Raw genomic sequence first — 16,614 nt, 5'->3', positions numbered from 1 at the left:
CGGAACCGCCCAAATGAGCCCCGCCCCGCTGCCGGTCACCATCGACGACATCCGCGCCGCCGCCGCGGCCCTCGAGGGGCAGGTGGCCCGGACACCGGTCATCCCGGCGCCGCTTCTGTCCGGCATCCTCGGCTGCGAGCTGTTCCTGAAGCTGGAGACGCTGCAGCGCACCGGCTCGTTCAAGGACCGCGGCGCCTACAACAAGCTGCGCTCGCTCGACAAGGCGGAGCGCAAGCGCGGCGTGGTCGCCATGTCTGCCGGCAACCACGCCCAGGGCGTCGCCTACCACGCCACCCGCCTCGGCATCCCGTCGACCATCGTGATGCCGACCTATACCCCCTTCACCAAGGTGGCGAAGACCGAGGGCTACGGCGCCAAGGTGGTGCTGGTCGGCCAGACCCTCGACGACAGCATGAGCCACGCCCGCAAGCTGGTGGACGAGGAAAAGCTGACCCTGATCCACCCCTATGACGACCCGTATATCATCGCCGGCCAGGGCACGGCCGGGCTGGAGATCCTGGCCGATGTGCCCGATCTCGACGACTTGGTGGTGCCGATCGGCGGCGGCGGGCTGATCTCCGGCATCGCCATCGCCGCCCGGTCGATCAACCCGTCGATCCGGATCACGGGAGTGGAGGCCGCGCTTTACGCCTCGATGAGCGACGCGGTCGCCGGCCGCACCGGCGTCTATGGCGGCGCCACCATCGCCGAGGGCATCGCGGTGAAGAGCCCGGGCGTGCTGACCCGGCAGATCATCGCCGCGCTGGTCGACGACATCGTCACGGTCGACGAGACGGTGCTGGAGCAGGGCGTGCACCAGCTGATGACCCAGCAGAAGCTGGTGGCCGAGGGCGCCGGCGCCGCCGGCGTCGCCGGCCTCCTGGCCCATCCGGAGCGGTTCGCCGGGCGCAAGGTCGGCGTCGTGGTGTGCGGCGGCAACATCGACCCGCGCATCCTGGCCTCGATCCTGATGCGCGGGCTGGTGCGCAACGGCCAGATCGCCCGGCTGCGCATCGAGATCGAGGATGTGCCGGGGGTGCTGAGCACCATCGCCGGCATCATCGGCGCCACCGGCGGCAACATCATCGAGACCTACCACCAGCGCCTGTTCTTCCAGATCCCGGTGAAACGGGCCGACATCGACGTCGTGGTCGAGACCCGCGATCGCGCCCATGTCGACGTCATCATCGGCAAGCTGATGGAGTCCGGCTACCCGGCCAAGCTGCTGGGCGACGTCGGGGCGTGAGCAGGCGGCCGGCGCCAGGGAGCGCTTCATGAGGCGCGTGCTGATCACCGGCATGTCCGGGACCGGGAAGACCGCCGTGATCCGCGAGCTGGCGGCGCGGGGCCATGACGCCTGCGACCTCGACACGCCGGAATGGTCCGAATGGGTCGACGCAGACCCCGCCGACGCCCTGACCCCGGCCGAGGGGAAAGACTGGGTCTGGCGCGAGGACCGCGTCCGCGCCCTGCTGGCCGCGCCGCGCGACCGGCCGCTGTTCGTCAGCGGCACCTCCGAGACCATGGGCCGGTTCCTGCCCCTGATCGATGTCGTGATCCTGCTTTCCGCCCCGGTCGAGACGCTGCAGCAGCGGCTGGCGGCGCGATCCGAGGGCTACGGCCGGACAGAGGAGGAGCGGCGCAAGGTGGCCGGGCTGGTGGCGATGATCGAGCCGCTGCTGCGGCAGTCCGCCGGCCACGAGATCGACACGCGCCGGCCGGTCGCCGCCACCGTCGACGAAATTCTGAGGCTGACATGAGCCTGCGGTGGATTCCCTCTGCATACCCTGCCGTGGCGAGCCGGCATCCGAGTCGCTTGCCGACGATCCGGCACTGTGGTGCAGTATGGGCATGAGGTTGGCGTCCCGACCCAGGAGCGCTTGATGTCCGTCATCGACGGCAAGCTCGGCCGTCTGCAGCATTTCTACCGGTCAGGCCCCCTGCCCTGCCCCTATATCCCCGGTCGTGTCGAGCGCAAGCTGTTCACCCGGCTGAATGGCGGCGACGCCAGGGCGCTGAACACCACCCTGTCGCAGGCCGGGTTCCGGCGCAGCCACGACATCGTCTACCGCCCGGTCTGCCCCGGCTGCCGCGCCTGCGTGCCGGTGCGCATCCCGGTGGCGCGCTTCACGCCCGGCCGCAGCATGCGCCGGACCTGGTCCGCCAATCTCGACCTCACCCGCCGCTCGGCCCTACCGATCGGCAGCGACGAGCAGTTCGCCCTGTTCCTGTGCTACCAGCGGCACCGGCACGGCGACAGCGACATGGCGCGGATGTCGCGCGCCGATTACGGCAGCATGATCGAGGAAGGCAGCGGCAGCGCCGCGCTGATCGAGTTCCGCGACCCGACCGGCGCCCTGCGCGCGGCGGCGCTGGTCGACGTGCTGGAGGACGGGCTGTCCGCCGTCTACAGCTTCTACGACCCCGATGTGCCGGAGCGCAGCCTGGGCACCTATGTAATCCTGGCCCTGGTCGAGGAGGCGCGCCGGACCGGGCTCGAGCACGTCTATCTCGGCTACTGGATCCAACAGAGCCGGAAGATGGCCTACAAGGCCCGCTTCCAACCGCTGGAGGCCCTCACCGACACCGGCTGGACGACGCTCGACCAGGACGGTTGAGCCGCCGCCCTTCCCCACGATGCAGCAGAATCGGATACCGATGCCGAAGGGCCGGCGTCCGGTGCCAATCGTCGGTTGGTCTGGCGTGCGAAAGCTGATATTTCGCTGCAGCGAATTGCATCGATCCAATCAACGGCGCTGAAGCGTACAAGAATCGGGGGAGGCCAGATGGGGGCTTTGCTGGGTGCCAGCCGCGTCATCGACGCGGTGAACAGCTGGGTTGGACGAACCGTCTCCTGGCTCGTCCTCGTCGCCATCCTGGTCAGCGCCGGCAACGCCATCCTGCGAAAAGCCTTCTCGATCAGCTCCAACGCCTGGCTGGAGCTGCAATGGTATCTGTTCTCGGCGGTCTTCCTGCTGGCCGCGGGCTACACGCTGCTGCGGGGCGAGCACGTCAAGGTCGACATCCTCTACGCCCGCCACTCGCGCCGCACCCAGCTCTGGATCGAGATCTTCGGCACCCTGTTCTTCCTGCTGCCCTTCTGCGCCGTGGCGATCCTGATCACCTGGCCGGTGGTGGTGGACAAATTCGTCAGCGGCGAGACCTCGGGCGACGCCGGCGGCCTGATCCGCTGGCCGGTGTGGGCGCTGATCCCGGCCGGGTTCGCCCTGCTGGCGCTGCAAGGCCTGTCCGAGCTGATCAAGCGGCTGGCCATCCTGTCGGGCGACCTGCCCGACATCGTCCAGACGCACGGCCACGAAGCCGATCCGCTCTGAGCCGGCCCGCCAGCCCCTGCCCACCAGTGCCTGAAAGCCCGTCCGCATGACGCAGTTCCTGATCGAGAACATGGCGCCGATCATGTTCGCCTGCCTGGTGGTCGTGCTGCTGCTCGGCTACTCGGTCGCCTTCTCGCTCGCCGCCGTCGGCTTCGTCTTCTACCTGATCGGGGTCGAGCTCGGCGTGCTGCAGTTCAACCTGATCGGGGCGATCCCCGACCGGTTCTACCAGCAGATGTCGAACGAGACGCTGCTGGCCGTGCCGTTCTTCACCTTCATGGGACTGATTCTCGAGCGCAGCGGCATGGCCGAGGACCTGCTGGACACGATCGGCCAGCTGTTTGGCCCGGTCCGCGGCGGCCTGGCCTATGCGGTGATCTTCGTCGGCGCCCTCCTGGCCGCCACCACCGGCGTGGTCGCCGCCTCGGTGATCTCGATGGGGCTGATCTCGCTGCCGATCATGCTGCGCTATGGGTATGACCGGTCGCTCGCCTCCGGCGTCATCGCCGCCTCCGGCACGCTGGCCCAGATCATCCCGCCCAGCCTGGTGCTGATCATCATGGCCGACCAGCTCGGCCGCTCGGTCGGCGACATGTATGAGGGCGCGCTGCTGCCGGGGCTGGTGCTGACCGGCCTCTACACCGCCTACATCCTGATCATGACGATCATCCGGCCGAACAGCGCGCCGGCCCTGCCGCCGGAGGCACGTTCGCTGCGCGGCCTGGCGCTGGCGGGCAAGGTGGTCACCTCGCTGATCCCGCCGCTGGTGCTGATCTTCCTGGTGCTGGGCACCATCTTCCTCGGCGTCGCCACGCCGACCGAGGGCGGCGCCATGGGCGCGGTCGGCTCGCTGGTGCTGGCAGCGCTCAACCGGCGCCTGAACCTGACCATGATCAAGCAGGCGCTGGACACCACGACCAAGCTGTCCGCCTTCGTGCTGTTCATCCTGCTCGGCGCCCGCGTCTTCTCGCTGACCTTCTACGGCCTCAACGGCCATGTCTGGGTCGAGCACCTGATGACCTCGGTGCCGGGCGGCGTCATCGGCTTCCTGATCGTCGCCAATCTGCTGGTCTTCTTCCTGGCTTTCTTCCTCGACTATTTCGAGCTGGCCTTCATCATCGTGCCGCTGCTGGGGCCGGTGGCCGCGAGCCTGGGCATCGACCTGATCTGGTTCGGCGTGCTGCTGGCGGTCAACATGCAGACTTCCTTCATGCACCCGCCCTTCGGCTTCTCGCTGTTCTACCTGCGCTCGGTGGCACCGAACCGGGCCTATCGCGACAAGGTCACCGGCCGCACCATCGCGCCGGTGACGACCGGACAGATCTACATGGGGGCGATCCCCTTCGTGGTGATCCAGGTCCTGATGGTCGCGATCGTCATCGCCTTCCCGGGACTGGTGACCCACTACAAGTCGGGCCAGGTCGAGGCCGATCCTGCGTCCATCAACATCGACGTGCCGATGCCGGGCGCCGACGGCGCCAATCCGTTCGGCGCCCCGGCCGCTCCCGATTTCGGCACCCCACCGCCGCCGGATTTTGGCGCCCCACCGGCCCCGGGCGGCCAGCCCGCACCGGCCCCGGCGCAGCCCGGCGACCCGCTGCCCCCGCCCGACTTCAAGTAGCCAACAAAAAGGGCCGGTCCCGCGAAGGACCGGCCCTTCTTCATTCGACGAGGGAGCGGTTACTTCCCGGCCGCCTGCTGGGCGTAGACATAGCTGTCATAGGTGTATTCGGCGACGCGGAACCACTGATAGGCCTCGCCACGGAACTTCTTCCACGGCTCATAGATCGCCTTCCAGTTGGCGTTCGAGGCCGACAGCTCGTCGTACAGCTTGAAGGATTCGACATAGGCGGCATCGAGCACGTCGCGCGGCAGCGGACGCAGTTGCACGCCCTTGCCGACCAGGCTGCGGATCGCCGCGATGTTCTTCACGTCGTACAGCGCCAGCATGTTGAAGTTGGCGATCTCGGTCGCCACGGCCAGCGCCTTCTTGTAGCTGTCCGGCAGGCCCTCGTACTTCTCCTTGTTGAACAGGAAATGCACGGTCGGGCCGCCTTCCCAGAAGGCCGGGTAGTAGTAGAACTTGGCGACCTGGTAGAAGCCGAGCTTCTCGTCGTCATAGGGGCCGACCCATTCGGTGGCGTCGATCGTGCCCCGCTCCAGCGCCGGGTAGATGTCGCCGCCGGCGATCTGCTGCGGCACCACGCCGATCTTCTCTACGACGCGGCCGGCCAGGCCGGCGATGCGCATCTTCAGGCCCTTGAGGTCGGCCAGCGACTTGACCTCGCTGCGGAACCAGCCGCCCATCTGGGTGCCGGTGTTGCCGCCGGGGAAGCCGACCACGCCGTAATTGGCGAAGAAGGTGTTCAGCAGGTCATTGCCGCCACCATGGTAGAGCCAGGCGTTCTGCTGCCGGGCGTTCAGGCCGAACGGGATCGACGAGCCGATGGCGAAGGTCGGGTCCTTGCCGACATAGTAGTAGGCGACGGTGTGCGCCGCCTCGACCGTGCCATTCTGCGCGGCGTCCAGCGCCTGCAGGCCGGGCACCAGTTCACCCGAGGGGAAAACCTGGATCTGGAACTTGCCGTCGGTCAGGTCGGACAGCGTCTTCGACAGCACGTCGGCACCGCCATAGATGGTGTCGAGCGACTTCGGGAAGCTCGAGGCCAGGCGCCATTTGATCTCTGGCTTGTCCTGCGCGATCGCCGGCGCCGCCAGCGGCGCGGCCGCAAGCCCCACCCCCGCGGTCGCGATGAAATTCCGCCGCTTCATCTCTCGGGCTCTCCCCCTGTTCGCATCGAGCGTGGTTTTCGCAAGTCGCCGCGGTCGTCTGCCGCGGCGCTGCTGCCATCTAATGAAACTCGGAGATGGGACGCAACGCCGCAGAAGCGGCGCTGCGTCCTTTTGGTCTCAGGCGTCTCGACGCTGGGCGAAGCCGTCGATCTTGGCCAGCAGCAGGCCGGCCAGGGCGCCCTTGAGAATCGCCGCCGGAATGAACGGCACCAGGCCGCCGGAGATCGCGCCCGCCGGGCCGATCAACGTCGCAAGCCAAGCCACGCCGGTGACGAAGGGGATCAGCGAAGCGACGGTGATGGCCACGGCCATGCCGATGAGGCTGCGGGTCCAGCCGCGCTCCACCGCCAGGCCCATCAGCGCGGCCGAGACCACGAAGCCGACCAGATAGCCCGCGGTCGGGCCGGCGAGATAGGCCGGGCCGGCGACCGGGCCGGCGAAGACCGGAAGGCCTGCGAGACCCTCGGCGATGTAGGCCAGCATGGTCAGGCCGCCCAGGCGCCAGCCATAGGCGCCGCCGATCAGCAGCACCACGCCGGACTGCAACGTCATCGGCACCGGGTAGAACGGCACCTGGACCTTGGCCGACAGCGCCATCAGCGCCGTGCCCATCACCACCAGCACGGCGGCGCGCAGCAGGCCCGACTGGCCGTCGGCGCGCCACAGCGAGAGCATCGGGGGAAGGGTGCGGGTGGTCATGTCAGGACTCCGGTTGTCTTCTTCTAAGGCCGTCATCCCCACGAAAGCGGGGATCTCTCACCAGTTCTACCCGAAGAGATTCCCGCTTGCGCGGGAATGACGACAAGGGGGATTCACGAGAACTTGTTGGTCTGCGGGAAGCCGCGCGGCGGCAGGTTGCCGGTGCGGCCGCGGGCGGTGATCGGGATCTCCGGCTCGGTGCGGGTACGGCCGCCGCCCATCTGCCAGATCAGCCCCTCCTCGCGCTTGAAGGTGGTCAGGTCCGACAGCGCAGCGCCGTGGTACTTCTGCAACGTGACGCCCTTGCCGCGCGACATCTCCGGCAGCTCGGACAGCGGGAAGCACAGCAGGCGCCGGTTGGTGCCGACCACCGCCACGGTGTCGCCGGTGATCGGGCGGCACACCGCCGCCTTGGCGCCGTCATTCAGGTTCAGCACCTGCTTGCCGGCCCGGGTCTGGGCCAGAACGTCGCTTTCCGGCACCACGAAGCCACGGCCGTCGGTCGAGGCCAGCACCAGCTTGCGGCCGGGCACATGGGCCAGCAGGGCGACGATGTCGGCATCGTTGGCGAGGTCGACCATCATCCGGACCGGCTCGCCGAAGCCGCGGCCGCGCGGCAGCTTGTCGGCGCCGAGCGTGTAGAAGCGGCCGTCGCTGCCGAACAGCAGGATCTTGTCGGTGGTCTCGGCCTGCAGTACGAAGCCTTCGGAATCACCGTCCTTGTATTTGATCTCGGTCGGGTCGAGGCCATGGCCGCGCAGGGCGCGGATCCAGCCCTTCTCCGACAGGAACACGGTGATCGGCTCGCGCTCGATCTGCGGCTCCAGCGACACCACCACGGCCGAGGGCGGCTCGCCGATCTTGGTGCGACGGCGGCCGAGCGCAGTGTCCTGGCCGAATTTCTTCCGGATCTGGCCGATCTCGGTCGAGATCGCCTTCCAGCGCTTGCCCTCGTCGGCCAGCAGCGCCTTGAGGTCGTCGCGCTCGCCCGACAGGCCGTCGAACTCGCGCCGGATCTCCATCTCCTCGAGCTTGCGCAGGCTGCGCAGCCGCATGTCGAGGATGGCGTCGGCCTGCAGCTCGGTCAGGCTGAAGCGCGCCATCAGCCCCTGCTTCGGCTCGTCCTCCTCGCGGATGATGCGGATCACCTCGTCGAGATCGAGGAAGACGATCAGGTAGCCGCCCAGGATCTCCAGCCGCCGCTCGATCTTGGCCAGCCGGTGGCGCGACCGCCGCTCCAGCACCTCGTGCCGATGGTCGAGGAAGGCGCGGCAGACGTCCTTCAGCCCCATGACCCGCGGGACGTTGGTGGCGTCCAGCACGTTCATGTTCAGGCTGAAGCGGGTCTCCAGTTCGGTCAGCCGGAACAACTGCTCCATCAGCATGTCGGCTTCGACGTTGCGGCTCTTCGGCACCAGGACGATACGCACGTCCTCGGCCGATTCGTCGCGCACATCCTCCAGCGTCGACAACTTCTTGGCGGTGACGATCTCGGCCAGCTTCTCGATCAGCCGCGACTTCTGCACCTGGTACGGGATCTCGGTGACCACGATCTGGTACAGGCCAAGCGGCTGCTTCTCGATCTCCCAGCGGGCGCGGATGCGGAAGGCGCCGCGGCCGGTGGCATAGGCCTCGCGGATCGCCGCGGCGGATTCGACCAGCTCGCCGCCGGTCGGGAAGTCCGGTCCGGCAACCACGGTCAGCAGGTCGTCGACCGTGGCGGAGGGCCGCTTGATCAGCATCTGCAGCGCGTCGCAGATCTCGCCGACATTGTGCGGCGGGATCGAGGTCGCCATGCCGACCGCGATGCCCTGGCTGCCATTGGCCAGCAGGTTCGGGAAGGCGGCCGGCAGCACCACCGGCTCGCGGCCTTCGCCATCATAGGTCTCGCGGAAATCGACCGCGTCGTCGTCGATGCCTTCCAGCAGCGCCTCGGCGACGGCGGTCAGCCGGGCCTCGGTGTATCGCATCGCCGCGGCGTTATCGCCGTCGATGTTGCCGAAATTGCCCTGGCCGTCGACCAGCGGATAGCGCTGGGCGAAATCCTGCGCCATGCGCACCAGCGCATCGTAGATCGAGGCGTCGCCATGCGGGTGGTACTGACCGATGACGTCGCCGACGACGCGGGCCGATTTCTTCGGCGGCGTGGTCGAGGCCAGGCGCAGCTGCCGCATGGCGTAGAGTAGCCGGCGATGCACCGGCTTCAGCCCGTCGCGGACATCGGGCAGCGAGCGCGAGGTGATGGTCGACAGCGCGTAGTTGAGATAACGGGTGCTCAGCGCGTCATGCAGTGGCACCGGCAGGATCGACTCGGAAGGCTTGGTGGTCATGTCCGGGAGTCTAGCGTAACGGCGCGGCCGACCGAAGCGCGCTTCGGCGGTACGCCTCGACAAATCGGGTCCGCGCCTCGGGCGGGGCGCGGCCGGCCTGGGCGAACAGGTGTCGGTCGAAGAAATGGCCGGTCAGCTCCAGCCCCTGGGCCACCGTGGCCGGGACCGCCGGCTCGCGGCCGGTCAGGAAGCCGGGCAGCGGCAGCAGCCGGTCGCGATACGGCCCGGCGGCGGACAGCGACACCGCCCTCCCCGTCTTCGGGCTGATGAAGGCGAGATGGTCGTTGCTGCCGGTGACGGCGCAGCGCGAGACGTCGAGGCCGAAGCCGAGCACGCCGAGCAGCCCGACCTCCCACTGCACATAGGCGGCGTCCCAATGCGGCGTCGGCAGCGTCTCGAGGAAAGCGAGCGTGCCGTCATAGACCGCCGGCAGCGGCTGCCGCTCGGCCAAAGCTGCGTCGAGCACGGCGCAGGCCGAGACCAGGGCCAGGAGCCGCAACGGCTCGTCCATGATCGCGGCGGCCGGGGTGCGGTCGACCTCGAGCGTCCAGGTGCCGAGATGGTCGGCCAGCCGGCCGCGCCACTGCGCCGAGACCAGCGTGCCCGGCGGCAGCTGGGCGCGCCGACGCTGGCCGTGGACCACGCCGAGATGGCGGCCGTGCCCGCGGGTCAGCACGCCGGTGATCAACGCCGCCTCGCCATGCGGGCGGACGGTCAGGACGATGCCGTCGTCGCGCCAGTCCACATCATGCCCCGTCCAAGGTCATTCCGACCGTATAGCACGAAACGGGAACAAGCGAGATTCCGACTATGCATCGTAGTCCAGACCCCAGACCGAGTACCGCGCCGGGTCGTCGAGCCAGTTCTCGCGCACCTTGACGAACAGCGCGAGATGCACGCGCTGTTCGGTGATCTCCTCCAGCTCCAGCCGGGCGGCGGTGCCGATCGCCTTGATCATCTGGCCGCCGCGGCCGAGCACGATCGCCTTCTGCCCGTCACGCTGGACGTAGATGATCTGGGAGATGCGGACGCTGCCGTCCGGCTGCTCCTCCCAGCTTTCGGTCTCGACTGCGACCGCATAGGGCAGCTCCTGCTGCAGCCGCAGGAACAGCTTTTCGCGCGTGATCTCGGCCGCCAGCAGGCGCATCGGCATGTCCGAGACCTGGTCCTCCGGGAACAGCCACGGCCCCTCGGGCAGATGCGCGGCCAGATGACGGCGCAGGTCGTCGACTCCGCTGCCGGTCAGGGCCGAGATCATGAAGGTGTCGGTGAACACGCCGGTGGCGTTCAGGTCGGCGGCGAGGGACAGCAGCACCTCGTGCCGCACGGCGTCGATCTTGTTCAGGATCAGGATCGCCTTGCGCTTGGTCTGGGCCAGCTTCTCGACGATGCCGCGGGTCTCCTCGCGCACGCCCTTCAACGCGGCGTCGACCAGCAGCAGCACCAGGTCGCCCTCGGCCGCCCCGGCCCAGGCGGCGGCGACCATGGCGCGGTCGAGCCGCCGGCGCGGCTTGAAGATGCCGGGCGTGTCGACGAACACGATCTGGGTCGTGCCCTCGGTGAGGATGCCGAGCACCCGGCTGCGCGTGGTCTGCACCTTCGGCGAGACGATCGCGACCTTGGTGCCGACCAGGGTGTTGAGCAGGGTCGACTTGCCGGCGTTGGGGGCGCCGATCAGGGCGACGAACCCGCAGCGCGTCGCGTCTTCGGTCATGGGGAAAGCCTTTGCAGGAGAGCGGCGGCGGCGTCGCGCTCGGCCACCCGTTTCGACGGGCCGCTGGCGGTGGCGGCAGGCTGGCCTTCGATCTCGACGCGGATCTCGAAGACCGGCAGATGGTCGCTGCCGCCGCGCGACACCTCGACATAGCGCGGCAGCTTAAGGCCGCGGGCCAGCGCCCATTGCTGCAGCGCCGATTTCGGGTCCTGCGGCGGCGCTGCGTTCTGATCGATGAAGCCGGCCCAGGCCTGGCGGATGAAGCCGGCCGCGGTGGCAAGCCCGCCGTCGCGGTACAGCGCGCCGATCACCGCCTCGCAGGCATCGGCCAGGATGGTCGGGTTCTCGCGGCCGACCACGTCCTCGCCCGGCGACAGCACGAGATGGCGGCCGAGGCCGATCGCCTGGGCCACCTCGACCAGCGCCTCGCGCCGCACCAGGGCGACATGGCGCTTGGCGATGGCGCCCTCGGCCTCCTTCGGGAAGCGCTCGAGCAGCCATTCGGCGATGACCAGGCCGAGCACCCGGTCGCCGAGGAACTCCAGCCGCTCATAGCCGTGCTTGGCGATGCGCCGCTTCTGGCCGCTGACGCTGGGATGCGTCAGCGCCTCGACCAGCAGCATCGGCTCGCGGAAGGCGTGGCCGAGCCGCCGGGCGAACGCGTCGAGGCCCTCTTCGGTCCCGGCGGTCAGTGGATCCCCGTGAACATGCGGCTGAAGCGGAGCGCGAACGGCCATTTCCAGACCTGCCAGAAGCTGGCGTCGTCGAGGCTGAACCACAGGAACTCGGCGCGGCCGACGAAGTTCTCGACCGGGACGAAGCCGACATCGGCGCGGCTGTCGGCGCTGTTGTCGCGGTTGTCGCCCATCATGAAATAATGGCCCGGCGGCACGTCGTATTCCGGCGTGTCGTCATATTGCTGGTTGTCGCTGATCTCCAGGATCCGGTGCTCGACCGGCGGGTTGCCGTTCGCGCCCGGCAGCGTCTCGATGTACTGGTGCAGGGCGACGCGCTGGCCGTACTGGGTGGTCGCGCCGTAGGTCTCGATCTCGCGGCGCTCGACCATCTGGCCGTTGATGTAAAGCCGGCCGGCGGTGAGCTTGACCCGGTCGCCGGGCAGGCCGATCACGCGCTTGACGTAGTCGACCGAGGTGTCGTTCGGCTTGCGGAACACGGCGACGTCGCCGCGGGCCGGCGGGCTGCCGAGGATCCGGCCGTCGAACAGCGGCAAGCCGAAGGCGATGGTCTGGGCGCTATAGCCGTAGGAGAACTTCGACACGAACAGGTAGTCGCCGACCAGCAGCGTCGGGATCATCGAGCCGGACGGGATGTTGAACGGCTCGAACGCGACGGTGCGGATGCCGAAGGCGATCGCGATCGCATAGACCACGGTCAGGATGGTTTCGACCCATCCACCCTGCTTCTTCGACATCTCGACCGACTTCTGATGCTGGCTCATGGCGCCCCTGTATGGTCCGGCGGCGGTTGGAAATCAATCGCCGGTGAGGGCGACGTTGGTCGCAGCCCGGCGGAGCCGGGTCGGCGGTCAGCGGCTGCGGGCACGGTCCACCGCGCTGATCACAGGCATGGCGCGGAGCGCCGCGATGATGTTGGTCAGGTGCTTGACGTCCTTGACGTCGATGTCGATCAGGATCTCGAAGAAGTCGACCGACCGGCTGGTGATCTTGAGATTGGTGATGTTGCCGCCGTTCTTGCCGATCACCGTGGTCAGCGTGCCGAGGCTGCCCGGCTCGTTGCTGATCGTCACCTGGATCCGGCCGACATGGTCCTCGGCGGCGTCGGCGCCGGCGTCCCAGCTGACGTCGAGCCAGCGCTCCGGCGCGTTGTAGAAGCTCTCCAGCGTGTCGCAGTCGATGGTGTGGATGGTCACGCCCTTGCCGGTGGTGACGATGCCGACGATGCGGTCACCCGGGATCGGGTGGCAGCAACGGGCATAGTGCACGGCGAGGTTCGGGATCAGCCCGCGGATCGGGATCGCGCCCGGCCCGCCGGTGGTCGCGGCCTTGCGCGCCCGGGTCAGCGGCACGACCTTGCCCGAGCGCTCCTTCTCCTGCTGCACCTGGGCGCGGTGGCCCGGGAACACGGCGTGGAACACGTCGCGCGCGCCCAGCACCCCGGCCCCGACATTGGCCAGGATGTCGTCGGCCTGGGCGGCCTTGAAGATCTTGAGCACGCCTTCCAGCGCCTTGTCGGAGAACTCGTAGCCCTCCTGCCGGAACACGCCCTGCAGCATCGACCGGCCGAGCTTGGCGTGCTCGTCATGCTGCTGGGCGCGGATGAAGCGCCGGATGCAGGCCCGCGCCTTGCCGGTGGCGACGAAGCGCTCCCATTCCGGCGACGGCGTCGAGGTCTTCGAGGTGATGATCTCGACCTGGTCGCCGTTCTGCAGCAGGTGGCGCAGCGTCACCATGCGGCCGTTGACCCGCGCGCCGACGCAGGTGTCGCCGATCTGGCTGTGTACGGCATAGGCGAAGTCGACCGGCGTCGCGCCCTGCGGCAGGGCGATCACCGCACCCTTCGGGGTGAAGCAGAACACCTGGTCCTGGAACAGGGCCAGCTTGGTGTGCTCGAGGAACTCCTCGGGCTTCTGGGCCTGGTCGACAATGTCGAGCAGGTCGCGCAGCCAGCGGTACTGGGTGCCGTCCTGGTTGCGGTCGCCCTGCTTGTAGGCCCAGTGCGCGGCGACGCCGAGCTCCGCGATCTCCTGCATGTCGCCGGTGCGGATCTGAACCTCGATGCGCTGCCGCATCGGCCCGATCACCGCGGTGTGCAGCGACCGGTAGCCGTTCGGCTTCGGCGTCGAGATATAGTCCTTGAAGCGGCCGGGCAGCGAGGCATAGCGGCCGTGGATCAGGCCGAGCGCGTGGTAGCAGTCGCCCTCGGTCTCGACCACGATCCGGAAGGCCATGATGTCGGTCAGCTGCTCGAACGCCATGTTCTTGCGCTGCATCTTGCGCCAGATCGAGTACGGGCGCTTCTCGCGGCCGAGGACGGCGGCCTTGAGGCCCCCTTCGTCCAGCACCCGCTGCAGTTCGGCGATGATCTTCGAGACGACATCCTGGCCTTCCTCGCGCAGCTGGGCCAGGCGGCGGACGATACTCTCCCGCGCATCGGCGTGGAGCTGGGCGAAGGCCAGGTCCTCCAGCTCCTCCTGCATGCCGTGCATGCCGATGCGCTCGGCGAGGGGCGCGTAGATCTCCAGCGTCTCGCGCGCGATCCGGCGCCGCTTCTCCTCGTTGTTGAAGGCGCCGAGGGTGCGCATGTTGTGCAGCCGGTCGGCCAGCTTGACCAGCAGCACCCGGATGTCCTTGGACATCGCCAGGACCAGCTTGCGGAAATTCTCCGCCTGCTTGGACTGGTCGCTCTGCAGCTCCAGCTTCGACAGCTTGGTGACGCCGTCGACCAGCTGCGCCGTCTCGCGCCCGAACAGGCCCTCGAGCTCGCTCAGCGTCGCGCCGGTGTCCTCGACGGTGTCGTGCAGCAGGCCGGTGACGATCGAGCCGGTGTCGAGCTTCATGCCGGCCAGGATGCCGGCGACCTCGATCGGATGGACGAAATAGGGGTCGCCGGAGGCGCGCTTCTGCGAGCCATGCGCCTTCATCGAATAGACATAGGCGCGGTTGATCAGGTCCTCGTCCGCCGACGGATCGTAGGCCTTGACCCGCTCGACCAGTTCGTATTGGCGGATCATGCCGCGCCCCGCCACCGATCCATCAGCGATTCTCCCGGACGAACGACCCAGCGCCCGCCCGGATCATAAATTGACCAAAATCCGCCGCGTTGTGGATCAAATTCGGCAGGCGCGCGGCAGCCATGTCCCCGCCCCGACCGGTCAAGCCGCATCATCGATCTCCCGACAGGCGGCCTGACACCATGCCGGGCAGTTCCGCTCGGATCAGATGTCGTCTTCGGAGGAGCCGATTTCCAGGTCGCCGCGGCCGTCGTCCTCCTCGGCCTCGTCGTCTTCCGCCTCGTCCTCGACGACTCCGATGCCGAAGGTCGACTCCTCGTCCGAGCCGACCGCGGCGGCCGGGTTCTGCGGCGCCACACCGGCCTTGAGCCACTCCTCTTCGCCGGCCATCAGCTCGATGATCTCGTCATCGGCCTCGTCGATCTCGGCGAGCTTCTGATGGCCCTTGACCAAGGCCTCCTGCAGGCCGTCCAGCGGGACCGTCTCATCGGCGATCTCGCGCAGCGCCACCACCGGGTTCTTGTCGTCGTCGCGGTCGATGGTCAGCGCGGCGCCGGACGAAATGTCGCGGGCGCGCTGGGCCGCCACGAGCACCAGGTCGAACCGGTTCGGGATCTTGAGGACGCAATCCTCAACGGTGACGCGAGCCATGGGCTACCGCTCCTGCACGAAATACAGCCACGACGATAGAATCGTGACAAGATGGATGCAACGCAACGGTCGCATCTTTGTTATAGCGAAGGGCGGACCACGTAGCGCAGATGCGGCGGATGCGCAAGCCTCGTCGCGAACCGTTGACCGCTCCTTGCAAAGTGGGTAGCGAACCCAATCTGTCAACCTGTCCCCTGCCGCGAAGGAACGCACATGATATTCTATAAGGAAGAACGGCTCGCAATTTTCATTGATGGCGCCAACCTGTACGGCGCGGCTCGTTCGCTTGGTTTCGATATCGATTATCGCCGGCTGCTCGACCTGTTCGCCAAGAAGGGTCGCCTGATCCGCGCCTTCTATTATACCACGCTGATCGAGGATCAGGAATATTCGCCTATCCGACCGCTGATCGACTGGCTGGACTACAACGGCTACAGCATGGTGACCAAGCCGTTGCGCGAGTACACCGACAGCCAGGGCCGCCGCCGGGTCAAAGGCAATGTCGACATCGACCTGGCGATCGACGCGCTGGAGATGGCCGACCGGGCCGACCACATCCTGCTGTTCTCCGGCGACGGCGACTTCAAGCGGCTGGTCGAGGCGATCCAGCGCAAGGGCGTCCGCGTCACCGTGGTCTCGACCATCAAGTCGAGCCCGCCGATGGTGTCGGACGAGCTGCGCCGTCAGGCCGACAACTTCGTCGAGCTGATGGAGCTGTCGCCGCACATCCAGCGCATGAACGCGCCGAACCGCACCCAGGTCGCCCCGGCGGTCGAGGGTGATGACGGCGTGGTCGAGGAGACGGTGCAGCAGGCCGGCAACTACGCCCGGTCCGCTTGATGTGGCCCAGGCCGGTTTCCCCGTGAGGGAACCGGCCTGCCGCGATCAGCCGCGGTCGCGCAGGACGCGAGCCTTTTCGCGCTGCCAGTCGCGGGCCTTGATGGTCTCGCGCTTGTCATGCGCCTTTTTGCCCCGGGCCAGGCCGAGATCGACCTTGGCGAAGCCGCGGGCATTGAAATAGATCGACAGCGGGATGAGGGTCATGCCATCCCGCTTCACCTTCCCCAGCAGTTTGTCCCGCTCGCGCTTGCGCACCAGCAGCTTGCGCGGCCGCTTCAGCTCGTGGTTGAAGCGCTGCGCCGGCCCGTATTCCGGGATATGGGCGTTGAACAGGTACAGCTCGCCCTGCATTTCGCCGGCATAGGCGTCCTGCAGGTTGCCGCGGCCCTCGCGCAGCGACTTCACCTCGGTCCCGACCAGGACGATGCCGGCCTCGACATTCTCGTCGATGAAATAGTCGTGCCGCGCCCGCCGGTTCTGCGCGACGACGCGGCCCGGGGTTTTAGCCGGCATTTCTCACACTCCCTGCGCCCTGCGTCG

16 protein-coding genes are annotated in these 16,614 nt (G+C 68.0%); 6 read left to right on the top strand and 10 right to left on the bottom strand.

Annotation, left to right across the window (positions count from 1 at the left end; all coding sequences use genetic code 11):
* The first annotated feature begins 13 nt into the window (after positions 1-13).
* The 5 genes from FFK22_RS27735 to FFK22_RS27715 all read left to right on the top strand — a co-directional run bounded on the left by FFK22_RS27735 (position 14) and on the right by FFK22_RS27715 (position 4,956).
* The gene (locus tag FFK22_RS27735; protein WP_221938903.1) at positions 14-1,246 is read left to right on the top strand and encodes a threonine ammonia-lyase; all 1,233 of its coding nucleotides are present in this window, start codon (positions 14-16) and stop codon (positions 1,244-1,246) included.
* A 28-nt stretch (positions 1,247-1,274) separates the two neighbouring features.
* The gene (locus FFK22_RS27730; RefSeq protein ID WP_138890998.1) at positions 1,275-1,760 is read left to right on the top strand and encodes an AAA family ATPase; all 486 of its coding nucleotides are present in this window, start codon (positions 1,275-1,277) and stop codon (positions 1,758-1,760) included.
* A 123-nt stretch (positions 1,761-1,883) separates the two neighbouring features.
* A complete protein-coding gene (locus FFK22_RS27725; protein ID WP_138890999.1) occupies positions 1,884-2,618 on the top strand; it encodes an arginyltransferase in 735 nt (244 codons plus the stop codon).
* A 168-nt stretch (positions 2,619-2,786) separates the two neighbouring features.
* Positions 2,787-3,335, top strand: a complete 549-nt coding sequence (locus FFK22_RS27720) for a TRAP transporter small permease subunit (RefSeq protein ID WP_138891000.1) — start codon at positions 2,787-2,789, stop codon at positions 3,333-3,335.
* Positions 3,336-3,381: 46 nt separating this feature from the next.
* Positions 3,382-4,956: a TRAP transporter large permease subunit gene (locus FFK22_RS27715; RefSeq protein ID WP_138891001.1), complete on the top strand. Its 1,575-nt coding sequence runs from the start codon at positions 3,382-3,384 to the stop codon at positions 4,954-4,956.
* Between the two features lie 59 nt (positions 4,957-5,015).
* Here the strand turns inward: FFK22_RS27715 and FFK22_RS27710 are convergent, their stop codons facing one another.
* The 9 genes from FFK22_RS27710 to rpoZ all read right to left on the bottom strand — a co-directional run bounded on the left by FFK22_RS27710 (position 5,016) and on the right by rpoZ (position 15,234).
* Entirely contained in the window at positions 5,016-6,107 is a 1,092-nt protein-coding gene (locus FFK22_RS27710; protein ID WP_138891002.1) for a TRAP transporter substrate-binding protein, read from the bottom strand.
* Positions 6,108-6,245: 138 nt separating this feature from the next.
* Positions 6,246-6,827 carry a biotin transporter BioY gene (locus tag FFK22_RS27705; protein WP_221938902.1) on the bottom strand — a complete coding sequence of 194 codons (582 nt, stop codon included), beginning with the start codon at positions 6,825-6,827 and terminating at the stop codon, positions 6,246-6,248.
* Positions 6,828-6,940: 113 nt separating this feature from the next.
* Positions 6,941-9,157, bottom strand: a complete 2,217-nt coding sequence (gene parC, locus FFK22_RS27700) for a DNA topoisomerase IV subunit A (protein ID WP_138891003.1) — start codon at positions 9,155-9,157, stop codon at positions 6,941-6,943.
* Positions 9,158-9,167: 10 nt separating this feature from the next.
* A complete protein-coding gene (gene recO / locus FFK22_RS27695; protein WP_138891004.1) occupies positions 9,168-9,902 on the bottom strand; it encodes a DNA repair protein RecO in 735 nt (244 codons plus the stop codon).
* 63 nt (positions 9,903-9,965) lie between these two features.
* A complete protein-coding gene (gene era / locus FFK22_RS27690; RefSeq protein ID WP_138891005.1) occupies positions 9,966-10,871 on the bottom strand; it encodes a GTPase Era in 906 nt (301 codons plus the stop codon).
* Positions 10,868-11,608, bottom strand: coding sequence for a ribonuclease III (gene rnc / locus FFK22_RS27685; protein WP_138891006.1), 741 nt, complete (start codon positions 11,606-11,608; stop codon positions 10,868-10,870). Before rnc ends, era begins: the two co-directional genes overlap by 4 nt.
* Entirely contained in the window at positions 11,560-12,330 is a 771-nt protein-coding gene (gene lepB / locus FFK22_RS27680) for a signal peptidase I (protein WP_221938901.1), read from the bottom strand. The genes rnc and lepB overlap by 49 nt, the downstream gene beginning before the upstream one ends.
* Before the next feature lie 87 nt (positions 12,331-12,417).
* Complete coding sequence (locus FFK22_RS27675; protein WP_138891007.1) at positions 12,418-14,583, bottom strand: bifunctional (p)ppGpp synthetase/guanosine-3',5'-bis(diphosphate) 3'-pyrophosphohydrolase; 2,166 nt, start codon at positions 14,581-14,583, stop codon at positions 12,418-12,420.
* A 204-nt stretch (positions 14,584-14,787) separates the two neighbouring features.
* Positions 14,788-15,234: a DNA-directed RNA polymerase subunit omega gene (gene rpoZ, locus FFK22_RS27670; protein ID WP_138891008.1), complete on the bottom strand. Its 447-nt coding sequence runs from the start codon at positions 15,232-15,234 to the stop codon at positions 14,788-14,790.
* Positions 15,235-15,447: 213 nt separating this feature from the next.
* On the opposite strand from rpoZ, the gene FFK22_RS27665 reads away from it, so the two are divergent.
* Complete coding sequence (locus FFK22_RS27665; protein WP_138891009.1) at positions 15,448-16,074, top strand: NYN domain-containing protein; 627 nt, start codon at positions 15,448-15,450, stop codon at positions 16,072-16,074.
* A gap of 45 nt (positions 16,075-16,119) precedes the next feature.
* Here FFK22_RS27665 and smpB read toward each other — a convergent pair whose 3' ends face one another.
* Entirely contained in the window at positions 16,120-16,587 is a 468-nt protein-coding gene (gene smpB, locus FFK22_RS27660) for an SsrA-binding protein SmpB (protein ID WP_138891010.1), read from the bottom strand.
* Positions 16,588-16,614: the final 27 nt, after the last annotated feature.

The organism is Mycobacterium sp. KBS0706, assembly GCF_005938675.2.
GTDB lineage: Bacteria > Pseudomonadota > Alphaproteobacteria > DSM-16000 > Inquilinaceae > Inquilinus.
This window is presented reverse-complemented; position numbering and strand designations above follow the sequence as displayed.